Consider the following 12,515-nt stretch of genomic DNA (forward strand, 5'->3'; position numbering starts at 1 on the left):
TTGCAAATATTTGAAGCTAAGATAGGGTTAGTAATTTAAATATTATTCAGCAAGATCGTGATACAGTTGTAAATACTCTGTTAAATCGGAATCTTCCTTAAACTGGAGGGTTTTTTTGCCTCTTACTTTTGTAAACTCGGCCAACAACTTTTTATCTACATTGGCAGCTCCAAAAGTAATCGCATCGGCATAGGTAGCTCCTCCCCTCATCAATGCTACATTTGTACCCTCCTTAAAGGGCTCTAGATCTTTTTCTTTTATAGAAGAATGAATAAGCGCTTTGGGGATAAAGCCTTTACCCAGTTTTTCTTTAAAAGTAGTTTCGCCAATAGTGTAAACAATTTTACTATGTGCAAAAACCGGTTCCTTTTTATAAGCTGTTTTTAAATATGCAGGAATCAAACCTGTCATCCATCCGCTACAGTGAATTACATCGGGGCTCCATCCGAATTTTTTCACCGTTTCCAGTGCACCCTTACAGTAGAACACTACCCTCAAATCGTTATCGGAAAACCATTTGTCATTTTCATCATGGAAAAGCGTTTTCCTTTTAAACAACTCCTCATTTTCCAAAAAATACACTTGCAAACGGGCGCTCGGTAATGAAGCCACTTTTATTTGAAGCGGTAAATCATCATTATCTACCGTAACATTTATACCAGACAAACGCACTACTTCATGCAAACGATGCCGGCGCTCGTTAATAACTCCAAATCGAGGCATAATGCAACGCACTTCAAATCCGTTATCATTAGCCTTTATCGCGAGCTTATTAACGATTTCAGAGAATTCTGTCAACTCTAAATATGGCGACATTTCATTGGCTATAAATAAAATTCTTTTCTTTGTTGACATCGTTTATGTAATTTTTAAAGTTTGCAAAGTTACTGATTTATGAGCAAATTGCCTTAAATAAGATTATGCATTAAAAAATATTATAATGAAAGTATGTCATAAAGTAGCTGACATTCAGAAATATATATCGTATAGCAGGAAGGAAGGGAAAAGCATCGGATTTGTTCCAACTATGGGCGCTTTGCATGAAGGACACCTCTCTTTATTAAGAGCATGTAATACTCATTCAGATATAAGTGTAGTAAGCATATTCGTAAATCCTACACAATTTAATGATAAGAATGATCTGGAAAAATATCCTAAAACAATAGAGAATGATCTATTGGCATTGCTGAATGAACAATGTGCTGTATTGTTTTACCCGGATGTGGAAGAGATATATCCATCAGGGACACAGCTACAACAAACTTATGATTTGGGCGTATTAGAAACACTGTTTGAAGGCCATTACCGTCCCGGACATTTTCAGGGGGTATGTCAGGTTGTTGATAGACTTTTTTCGATTATACACCCTAATAAAGTCTTTTTCGGACAAAAAGATTATCAGCAATGCATGGTGATAAAAAAGCTTATAGCCCTTCAGCCAGCATTCAGCAATATCGAGATGCATATAGTTCCTACCGTACGGGAGCAGAGCGGGCTGGCAATGAGTAGTCGTAATTTGAGACTTTCAGAAGACGAAAAAGCGTTGGCTACAACAATTTATCAATCCTTATTGTTTATAAAGCAAAGTATAAAGCCAGGAGGCACCGATATACTCACATCACGTGCTAAAGAACAACTGGAACAAAAAGGATTTAAGGTAGATTACGTAGCCGTGGCACATGCGATCACACTTGAACCTGTACATCACTGGGATGGCAAGATTCCTCTAGTAGCACTGATTGCAGCTTATTTAGGTAATGTAAGGCTCATTGATAACATGATATTATCCTAATTTTATCTTTTTAAATAGACAATGGTCGCATTAGGAAAGCTGGTATAATTAAAATATTTTTGAGTCCCAAAATATAAATCGATGAATACGGTTAAATTAAAAAGAGTTAATGGCGAATACGGGTTTGATATCATAAATGAGAATGGCACGGTGGTAAAAACCGATACCAATCCTCAGATGGGGGGACAGGAATATGGAGCACGCCCCATGCATCTTTTACTAAATGCGCTGGCCGCATGTGCTAGTATTGATGTTATTAGTATTTTAAAAAAACAAAGACAAACCATCACCAATTATGAAGTAACTGTAAACGGTGAGCGCGAACCTAATGTAGAGCCTTCTTTATGGAAGAACATTGAAATGATATTTGAGATAACCGGTGATGTTGATGAAGATAAAGCAAAACGCGCGGTGGAAATATCGCTTAACAAATACTGTTCTGTAGCGATTACCTTAACCAAAGCCGGCGCCGATATCAAGACACAAGTTATCGTACACAAAGCGTAGTATTGCTACAACACGCTTAGGTATGTTGTGGTATTTATTGTGGATTCTTAAAACTTACAATCACGTTGGACAATACGAGAAAACTCCATCCGTCTACAATTGCTGTACGTACGCAGACGGAGCGTACTAACCAAATGGAACACTCTACACCCGTTTTTTTAACCAGTAGTTTTGCATTTGAATCAGCCGAAGCCATGCGCGCGGCCTTTGCGGACGAGACGGATGATAATATCTATAGCCGCTACAGTAATCCCACAGTAGATGAATTTGCACATAAAATTGCTTTACTGGAAAAATGCGAAGCTGGTTTTGCCACTGCAAGCGGTATGGCGGCCATATTTAGTTCCTTCATGGCTTTGCTGAAGACGGGTGATCATCTTTTATGCTGCCGATCGATGTTTGGTGGTACCAATACAGTAGTAACCAAATTTTTACCTCGCTTTGGAATTGAATATACCCTGGTAGGCGCTGCCGATATCGACAATTGGGAAGCGCATATTAAGCCTAACACCAAAATGTTGTTTTTGGAAACGCCTACCAACCCTCAATTAGAGATCATAGATCTTAAAAAAGCGGGAGCCATTGCCCAAAAGCATGGACTTATTTTTAATGTAGATAATTGTTTTGCTACTCCATTTTTGCAAACTCCTGCAGATTTCGGTGCTGATCTGGTAATACACTCTGCTACTAAATGGATTGACGGACAAGGACGTGTATTAGGAGGTGCAGTAGCAGGTCGCAAGGAATTGGTACATGACATTTATCTGTTTTGTCGTAATTCGGGGCCGGCACTATCCCCATTTAATGCATGGGTATTATCAAAAAGTCTGGAGACTTTAGGCGTAAGAATTCAGCGGCATTCGGAGAATGCCCTAACCGTCGCCAAGCACTTTGAAAACCACCCAAGGCTGGAATGGCTGAAATATCCATTCCTCCCCTCCCACCCCCAGTACGACATTGCCCAAAAACAAATGCTGGCGGGAGGAGGTATTGTATGTTTTGAAATAAAAGGAGGTTTGGAAAGTGGCCGTCGTTTTATGGACAATCTTCAAATCTTATCTTTGACTCCTAATTTGGGAGATAGTCGCAGTATAGCATCACATCCGGCAAGCACCACACACTCCAAGCTTTCGGAAGAAGAAAGGCAGAAAGTAGGTATCACTCCCGGACTAATACGTATTTCAGTAGGGCTGGAACATGTGGATGATATCATCTATGACATTGAGCAAGCATTGGAGAAAGCATAAATAATGTAATTGCAATTTTCAATAAAGAGGCTGCCCTCAAAGCGGCCTTTTTTATTTCTACCCAATCAAGACATTTGCCTTATCCAAAGCGCATCGGAATAAATAAGGCTAGGGATATACTATGAAAATAAAATGCTCTACTTTAAAAAATTTAAAGCCTACACCTCTGGGTACAACTCATTTCGATAGGGAATGGATGATTGTGCACCCCATCGAGTGACGGATATTGCCGCCGCCTGACAGGCAAAGGCTACTGCAGTCGGTAGGTCTTTTTGTTCTGACAATGCTACTGCTAATGCGCCGTTAAAAACATCTCCTGCAGCTGTAGTATCTACAGCCTTTACCTTCGCTACAGGCATTTCAGTAAAAAGATGATTAGAGTCTAAGATTAAAGCCCCTTGCTCGCCCATTGTAATAACAATATTTTTCACACCCTTCTTTTGTATTATCAAAGCGGCCTCTCTGGCCGTAGTCATATCCTTTACTTCAATACCTGATAAATGTGTAGCTTCTGTTGCATTAGGTGTAATTATATCCACATACTTTAATATTGTACTACTTAATGTTCTCGCAGGAGCAGGATTCAGTATTACTATAATATTTTTTTCTGATGCCTTTTGAACCGCATGTTGTACGGTATCAAGTGGAATCTCTAGTTGCAACAACATTATTCCGATATTCAAATCTTCAAAAATCACATCAGCTATATCCTCCGGTTTCAGATGAGCGTTAGCTCCTGATGCTACAACAATGCTGTTTTCGCCTTTTTCATCCACTGTAATCAATGCGACTCCGGAAGAATGGTGATTATCTGATAGCATGTATGCTGTATAAATACCTTCCTTTTGAAACAATTCCAGAGATTGTTTTCCGAAAATATCATTCCCTATCTTAGATACAAAAACTGCATTTCCACCTAAACGAGCTACCGTAACAGCCTGATTAGCTCCCTTACCTCCGGAATTCATAAAAAAGGTACCTCCTAGTATAGTTTCACCGGGTACAGGGATTCGGGGGGCTTTAATAACCATGTCGATATTGGTAGAACCGATAATAATAATGCTTTGCTTTTTCATAAATATTCAGCACACGCGCAATAGAAAGGTATTTGTAGCTTTGTATTGCGATGTTGTTTTTCAAATTTAATAATAGTCACCTGAGTTTTGTACACTGATACCCCTACAAGAGATAGTTAAGATAATGAAGAGAAGCATTACTTTGCACTAATAATCATCTTTATTTAAGTTCAATTGCCATGGATCAAAGATTTACGCTTAATAAAAATGAATCTTTCTTGAAAATGATCATACAGTGTCAGCAAGAGCAGCAGCCCGCATCCATTCTGTATGATGATAAGGGGATTACCAGAGCACAAGGATATGTTACGGATGTTTTTATGGATAGAAATCCGATTGCATTCCGGTTGGATAACGAATTAGAAATTGAACTCCATACTGTGGTTGCTTTAAATGGAGTTTTTGCTGATAATTATACAGAGTGTTAGCGCATACAAGCAAAAAGAAGATATACTTATAACATGAAAATCGCACTTTGGTCTGTAGGAAAAGCGCACGAGGCTTATGTAAAAGCAGGTATAGAAGATTTTTCAAAAAGAATCAATAACTATTTTAAAACCGAATGGGAGATCATTGCGCCTCCTAAAAATGCGGCTAAGCTGGCAGCAGATGTACTTAAGAAAAGCGAAAGTGAGCTAATACTCTCCAAATTGCAAAAAGAGGATTTCCTTGTAGCGCTGGATGAAAGAGGCACGCAGCTTACTTCGGAAGGACTTGCAACACAAATACAGCGCTGCGCTAACATGGCAAGTAAAAGGATGGTTTTTTTGATAGGTGGGGCATATGGTTTGGATGAATCTGTATTGCAGCGTGCCAATTTTCAATGGAGCTTATCCAAGCTCGTTTTCCCACATCAACTCGTAAGGCTGATTCTCGCTGAGCAGATTTATAGGGCATGCACTATCCTAAACCATGAAAAATACCATCACCAGTAAAAAGACAGTTGACTTAATTTATCGATATAGTTTAGTTTAAAATATTCCACTCTTTAGGTGCTTTGAAGGTATTTCTTCCGGCATCATATGGTGGAACTTTTACCGCACTCACAATGTCGTCATACACCTTTACCGCATTTAATAGTTGCTGATACTTTTCGGGATGCTGAGCACGTATATTATTTTTTTCCAGAGGATCCTTTACAATATTGAATAGCACATCTTCGCTATTTTTCATTTTATTATTACCGGCATTGGCTTTGACTAACTTCCAGTCATCTACAATAATACTTCCATGCCCCAGATAGAACTCTCTGGATATTTTCTTTTTCTGAGTTAACGCAGGTAGTATATTCACTCCATCCAGAGGCTTTACAGTTTTTTCCTTGACACCCGCCACTGCACACAATGTAGGCAAAATATCCACATACCCACAAAGTTGATCACTTACCCATCCACCTTTCAATCCTTGGGGCCATTTAATAACGGCGGGGACACGTACACCTCCTTCCCATTCCTGAAATTTCTTTCCTTTTAAGGGGCCACTACTACCACCCAAGTTGGTTTCCGGCCCATTATCACTATGAAAAATGACTAGAGTATTGTTCTCTATTCCTTCTTCCTTTAACGTTTTAAGTATCTGCCCTATTCCTCTATCCATACAGGTAACCATTGCCGCATAGGTTTGCCAGCGGGTATTACCCCTTCCCTGCTCTTTTTTACCATTAGCCTCTCCAAATGTAGGTTTATTAGGATCATAGCCGTATAAACGCAAATCTTCTTCTTTAGCCTGCAGTGGTCCATGCGGTGCGTTGTAAGCAACGTAAAGAAAGAAAGGACCATCCTTTTTATATTGCTTTATACATTTTGCGGCTTCCTCACTGATAAGGTCTGTAGAGTATCCTTTATCATAACTGGTGTTCCAATCGTTATGCCAATCTAGCTCCCCCTCCCGCTCATGCGTAAAATAATCTATTGCTCCATTATAATGTCCGTAGAAATGTGTAAAACCTCTGTTTAAGGGCAAGTATTTTCGTTCATAGTGCCCTAAATGCCATTTCCCTATTGCGGCTCTGTTTTTATATCCTGCGGTAGCGAGTAACTGCGGTAAAAACTGCTCAGAGGTATCTATGCCAAACTGAATCCAGGGAGCAATTACATTATCTCGCAGTCCATATCTATCTGGATATCGGCCCGTCATTAATCCTGCACGTGTGGGCGAACAAATAGGGCTTACATAAAATCTGTCTAAAACGATCCCATCCTTTGCCAGTTGATCGATGTTGGGTGTTTGTATTTTACTACCATGAAAACCCACATCGCCCCAGCCCATATCATCTGCTACAATTAAAATTATATTAGGCTTTGATGTATTTTGAGAAAATAGCAATACACTTTTAAATAGCAAGCAATAAATTAGTATATATATACTATTCATTTAAGTAGAATTGAAAGTTAATCAGTTGCAAATAACTCACTCACTTGTTCTGCATGGCCGTTTTTATACTTTTCAAGGAACTCACTAGGAGTTAATTTAAATTGCTGTATAAAGCAGCGTGAGAAATAGGATGGGGAATTAAACCCTGTTCTATATCCTACTTCAGAAATATTATACTCATCGGAGATCAAAAGCTTTGCCGCTGTTCTTAAGCGAATAAGTCTTATAAACTCATTAGGGACATGACCGGTTATTGCCTTAAGCTTTTTGTGCAATGTGGAGCGGCTCATGGCCAATTCGCGACTCAGTTCCTCCACAGAAAGTCGATAATCATCAATTCGCGACTCAACAATTTGAGTAATAGATTCGATGAATTTCTTGTCGTGGGTATTGGTTGCAATAGTACCAATATCTACCAATGGCTGCTGGTTAAATTTCTCTTTCAATTTGTTTCGTATTTCCAATTGATTTTTAACAAGAGCTGTAAGGTGTTTCCATTTGAAAGGTTTTACGACATATGCATCAGCGCCACTTTCTATTCCTTCTAACTCTGCGTCGCTATTACCTTTTGCCGTTAGCAGAATTACTGGTATATGACTGTAATCAATATTATTCTTAATCTTCCTACAGAGCTCAATACCATCCATCTCAGGCATCATTACATCAGAGACAATAAGTTCTACTGGTTGTGACTCTAAAATTTTTAATGCCTCTTTACCATTTATAGCACACAAAGCGTTATACCCTTCTCCGCGAATATTAGTAGAAATAAAATCCAACATATTCACATCATCTTCCACAATCAAAATTCTTGGTAAGCTGCTTTCCACTTCAGCTTCCTCGTGATCCTGATTATTAATTGGCGCCACTACAGGCTTTTGTTCAAAAGGTATAGTAACCGTAAATACTGTGGGGCCGCCTTGGCGGCTGCTAACATTGATCGCGCCTTGATGTTTTTCAACGAGCGCTTTAGCAAGCGATAATCCGATACCGGCTCCGCCTATATTTTTAATCTTATGATCGGGAGATGATACTTTGAAGAATGGCGTAAATACCTGACTCAAATCACCTTCCGGAATTCCTACCCCATCGTCTTTAACAGATATAGCCACTACTTTTACTGAATTTTCATCAACCTCGGGCAAACTGATTCTGATTTCTACATTGGACTGAGCAAACTTGAATGCATTAATAAACAGATTGCTGAAAATCTTTTGCAGTGCTTCGGTATCTGCGTCCATATAAAGCTGATTCACTTCTGTAGACATATGAAATTTCAATCCCTTCTGCTGGGCAGTAGGAGAAAATCTCGAATACAGAGAATGTATATAAGAAACCAGCTCAATGCGCTCCTTTTTTATAGTATAGATATCGCTTTCAATCCGCCTAAAGTCTAGCAGTTGATTCACCAATGTAAGCAGTCTGTCCGTATTCTGTTCCATTACCGTCAACTGCTTGAGTGTTTCTGGATTATTTTCCGTAGTCAATAATTTTTCCAATGGCGCCATGATAAGGGAAAGCGGGGTTCGAATTTCATGTGCCATGGTAGTAAAGAAATCTATTTTTTGTTGGTAAAACTCATGCTCCTTTTGAGCTTTCATACGCTCCAACTTAATCGCATTCTTAGCCTGCTCTCTCCGTCTATAATAATTCTTCAATAACCAAATACTGCTAGCGATTAGAATTACATAAAGTATATATGCAAATGTTGTTCGATAAAAAGGTGGCTTAATAACAATCTTCACATCAGCGGTCGACTTACTCCAGTTTCCGTACACATCGGTAGCTTTCACTTTAAAAGTATAAGATCCTGGAGGAAGATTAGTGTACGTGGCAATGCGTTGCGTACCTACTTCATTCCAGTTCGCATCAAATCCTTCCATCTTATAAGCGTACTTAATGCGATCGGGATCTTTATAGCTTAAGGCGGCATAACCAAAACTCAATACAGATTGCTTATAATTAAGTTTTATGGTAGTTGCATAACTGGGTGCTACATTTAGTGGAGCATTCTCTTTATTAAAAGCAACTTCTTCATTAAAAAGCCTAAAACTGGTAAGAACGGGAACAATATCGTTTTGGTCTGGAAACAGTGTGATTTGCTCGGGGTAAAAAGTAGTGAGACCATTGATACTGCCCATCAGCATTTTACCATCAGAAGCCTTATAGTAAGCATTGTAATTGTATAAGCGATTATTAAAATTAATAGCATTAGTGAAAGACAGTACAACAAAAGGATTTTCTGAAAATTTTAGAATCCCATCATTAGTGGATAACCAAATATTACCTGCATTATCGTTTAAAATACCGAATACAATTGTTGGTATTCCGTTGCGACCCAAAAAGCTGGTAACTTTCTGGGTAAATATGTTCAGTTTGTTCAGTCCACCTCCATCAGTTCCTATCCAAATATTTCCTCTTCCATCGTCATGTAGTGCAATCACACGATTAGAACTAAGTCCCGAGTTGTGTGTCGCATATTGTACCCACTCATCAGTACCGGCCTTTCTGCAAATAACACCGCTTTCAAAAGTGGCGATCCACAAATTACCTAATGCATCTTCATAAATTTTATAAATACAGTTGTTGGGTAGATCCATGGCCGTCACCCTGATAAACGCGTCCCTTTCCTTATCATAAATATTTACACCTTTAACAGTTCCAATCCATATATTTCCTTTTCTATCTTCAGTAATACTGTATACACTATTACTGCTCAAGGATGTGGGATCGGAGGCATTGTGCAGATAATGTTTGATCTTACCGGTTTTGAGGTTGATAACATTTAGTCCCCCACTAAAAGTGCCCACCCAAAGATTTCCTTCTTTATCTTTATATAAAGCGTGAATGTTGTTATATGACAGCTTTTCGTGTTGAGGAGAGAATGGATATTTTTTGAATTTACCGGTATGCGAATCAAAATAATTTAACCCCCCGTTTTCGGTTCCTACCCAAAAATACCCGGGCATATCTTCTAAAAAGCAGCTTACCGCTTTTCCTGATAAAGCGTCGGATGCTCCGGTATGATAATAGTAATTAAAACCCGGACTGTCTTTGGCAAAATAGTTCACCCCTCCAAAGTAAGTACCTACCCATATACCTCCATCTTTGTCAGGATATATATAATAAATCGCATTATCACTAATACTATAGGGGTCATTGATATTATTAGTATAAGCTGTAAATTTCTGCTGTTCTAGATCTAGTACATTCAAGCCTTTTTCGGTACCTATATACAATTTATTTTTATCGGGTTGATAAATAGCCCGGATAATATTGTCACTTATAGCATCTGCACCGCCACTTTTGTATATTTTAAATTTGTTTTCCTTTTTTGACCAACAATTCAGTCCTCCGGAGAGGGTGCCAATCCACATATTCCCTTCCAGATCTTTATAAAGGGTAAGAATAAAATTGCTGCTGATTTGCTGATCCGAATTTCCAGCTTTGATATGACGGATAGTTCCTGTAACTGGATTTAGTACATCCACCCCTTCTCCAAAAGTACCAATCCAAATATTTCCATCATCATCCAGTTCCAATTTGCGAATTTGATTATGGGAGATGGAGGGCTCCCTGTCGCGCTTGCGATAATTATAGAAACGATTTTTCGCAATATCATACTTATATAATCCTGTGCTTCGAGTACCAATCCATACATATCCCCTATCATCTTTAAGTATCGAAAAAACCAGATCACTGCCCAATGCTTTTACTTTGGTAAAACTTTCCTTTACCAAATCCATAATATACAAGCCATCTGCCGTACCTACCCAAAAACGTGTACTATCATATTTGCAAATAGCATGAATGAAACTATTACCTGAGGGAGTGGAGAGGTCTGCGTGCGCTTGATATATCTTGAATGTATGCCCGTCAAACCGGTTTAAACCGTTCTTAGTGCCAAACCACATATATCCCTGATCATCCTGTATAATGTTCCATACCGTATTTGAGGACATTCCATTGTTTACAGTATAGTTTCTAAACAATACCTGCTGGGCAACAACAATATTACATGCTGCCATGAAAAACATGGCAAACGATATAGCTACATTTCTTGATATATTCAACAGTACTTTCAATGCTAATGCTAGGTTTTTTTGCGGTTATTTTTACGCACAGCGTGTATATTCGGCTCTTCTGCATTAACCTCTTGTTTCCACTTTTCCATAGTAGACAAAAGTTCTTGTACTATTTGCGGATGAGAATCTGCAATATTATTTTCTTCTGATGGATCCTTGGCTATGTTATAAAGCTCCACACGCTTGCTTGCATAAAAATACAGCAATTTATAATTCCCCTTTCTCACGGCAGTACACATGCGGGGCACCCAATTTCCGGTTTCTGAAACATAATGCCAGAAGAGAGGTGTATCTCTTTCCCATTTTTTGCCTTTGAATACGTCTAATATACTTCTTCCATCGAGAATATTTCCTTCTTTATTCTTCTGATCAGCCATTTCCAGAAAAGTAGGATAGAAATCAATACCACAAACAACAGCGTCGGAAACACTGTTTTTCTTAATTACAGAAGGCCATCTGGTAATAAGGCATTCTCTAATACCCCCTTCATAAAGCCATGATTTACCCAAACGTAAACCGGCGTTGTTTGCAAAGCTCGGTACGCCACCATTGTCGGAAAAGAAAACAACCAATGTATTCTCATCCAGTCCCAATCTTTTTAATGCTGCTAAAACTTTACCAACCCCAGTATCAATACTTTCTATCATTGCAGCCAGATAAGGATTGTCCTTATGCTGTCCCTCATGACGTGTGTTCTCAGGATCATCATAAATTTTAGCCGCAGCTCCCGCACCATATTTGGCATCAAATTTCTTCCTATACTTTTTTACTAAATGATCTGGTGCATCGAGTACGGTATGTACCGCATATAAAGAAACATATAAAAAGAAAGGCACTGATTTATTTCGTTCGATGAAATTCACAGCATCACTAAACTGCCGGTCTGTTAAATACTCTCCTTCGGCTCCCGTGGTATAAGTACTGATTTTATCATAAGGATAGAAATAATCGCCATCAGCAATGTACTTGGTTTCAGAACCAATAACTTCGTCAAAACCATGTTGCTTCGCATTGCCGATAGGATTACTGAATTTTGTATCTAAATGCCATTTTCCTATAATTCCTGTACGATATCCGGCATCTGATAGGGCTTCATTAAGTGTATAGTATTTTGCAGGGTCTAGATAGCGAGGCGCTTCATTACCCAAAAAATCTGTAATACGCACCCGTGCGGGATATTGACCTGTAATGAAACCCGCTCTTGCCGGAGAACAAATTGGGGCTGCAGAATAAGCTTGAGTAAAACGCATACCTTCTTTAGCCATCCTGTCTAGGTTAGGTGTTTCATTAAAAGTATTTCCGTAGCATCCAAGCTCGCCATATCCCAAATCATCAGCTAGAATAAATATTATATTGGGTTTTTTCTGAGCTGTCGTAAAAAGAACGCTTAATAATCCTAACGTCAATAAACAGAATCGCAAAAATTTCATCTATA

At 38.8% G+C, this 12,515-nt stretch carries 10 protein-coding genes; 5 read left to right on the forward strand and 5 right to left on the reverse strand.

Annotation, left to right across the window (positions count from 1 at the left end; all coding sequences use genetic code 11):
* Positions 1–42: 42 nt before the first annotated feature.
* The gene (locus PIECOFPK_RS09820; protein ID WP_409965752.1) at positions 43–855 is read right to left on the reverse strand and encodes a glycogen/starch synthase; all 813 of its coding nucleotides are present in this window, start codon (positions 853–855) and stop codon (positions 43–45) included.
* 85 nt (positions 856–940) lie between these two features.
* Here PIECOFPK_RS09820 and panC point away from each other — a divergent pair, with 85 nt between their 5' ends.
* The 3 genes from panC (at position 941) to PIECOFPK_RS09835 (ending at position 3,546) form a co-directional block, all read left to right on the forward strand.
* Positions 941–1,792, forward strand: a complete 852-nt coding sequence (gene panC, locus PIECOFPK_RS09825) for a pantoate--beta-alanine ligase (protein WP_330975315.1) — start codon at positions 941–943, stop codon at positions 1,790–1,792.
* Between the two features lie 81 nt (positions 1,793–1,873).
* Complete coding sequence (locus PIECOFPK_RS09830; protein ID WP_330975316.1) at positions 1,874–2,299, forward strand: OsmC family protein; 426 nt, start codon at positions 1,874–1,876, stop codon at positions 2,297–2,299.
* Positions 2,300–2,364: 65 nt separating this feature from the next.
* Complete coding sequence (locus PIECOFPK_RS09835) at positions 2,365–3,546, forward strand: trans-sulfuration enzyme family protein (protein ID WP_330975317.1); 1,182 nt, start codon at positions 2,365–2,367, stop codon at positions 3,544–3,546.
* Positions 3,547–3,704: 158 nt separating this feature from the next.
* Here the strand turns inward: PIECOFPK_RS09835 and rbsK are convergent, their stop codons facing one another.
* On the reverse strand, positions 3,705–4,622 hold the full coding sequence (gene rbsK / locus PIECOFPK_RS09840) for a ribokinase (RefSeq protein ID WP_330975318.1): 918 nt from the start codon (positions 4,620–4,622) through the stop codon (positions 3,705–3,707).
* 179 nt (positions 4,623–4,801) lie between these two features.
* Between rbsK and PIECOFPK_RS09845 the strand changes: the two genes are divergently transcribed.
* Positions 4,802–5,050, forward strand: a complete 249-nt coding sequence (locus PIECOFPK_RS09845; RefSeq protein WP_330975319.1) for a hypothetical protein — start codon at positions 4,802–4,804, stop codon at positions 5,048–5,050.
* Positions 5,051–5,083: 33 nt separating this feature from the next.
* Positions 5,084–5,557 (forward strand): 23S rRNA (pseudouridine(1915)-N(3))-methyltransferase RlmH, encoded by a 474-nt coding sequence (locus PIECOFPK_RS09850; protein ID WP_330975320.1) that lies wholly within the window; start codon positions 5,084–5,086, stop codon positions 5,555–5,557.
* A gap of 31 nt (positions 5,558–5,588) precedes the next feature.
* Here the strand turns inward: PIECOFPK_RS09850 and PIECOFPK_RS09855 are convergent, their stop codons facing one another.
* From PIECOFPK_RS09855 to PIECOFPK_RS09865, 3 genes are read right to left on the reverse strand one after another with little or no spacing between them, the layout of a single operon-like run.
* The gene (locus PIECOFPK_RS09855; RefSeq protein ID WP_409965753.1) at positions 5,589–6,995 is read right to left on the reverse strand and encodes an arylsulfatase B; all 1,407 of its coding nucleotides are present in this window, start codon (positions 6,993–6,995) and stop codon (positions 5,589–5,591) included.
* Between the two features lie 17 nt (positions 6,996–7,012).
* Complete coding sequence (locus PIECOFPK_RS09860; protein ID WP_409965754.1) at positions 7,013–11,080, reverse strand: two-component regulator propeller domain-containing protein; 4,068 nt, start codon at positions 11,078–11,080, stop codon at positions 7,013–7,015.
* Positions 11,081–11,088: 8 nt separating this feature from the next.
* Positions 11,089–12,510 (reverse strand): sulfatase, encoded by a 1,422-nt coding sequence (locus tag PIECOFPK_RS09865; protein ID WP_409965755.1) that lies wholly within the window; start codon positions 12,508–12,510, stop codon positions 11,089–11,091.
* Positions 12,511–12,515 lie beyond the last annotated feature (5 nt).

It is taken from the genome of Chitinophagaceae bacterium C216 (genome assembly GCA_028485475.2).
In the GTDB taxonomy this organism is placed as follows: Bacteria; Bacteroidota; Bacteroidia; order Chitinophagales; family Chitinophagaceae; genus Niabella; species Niabella composti.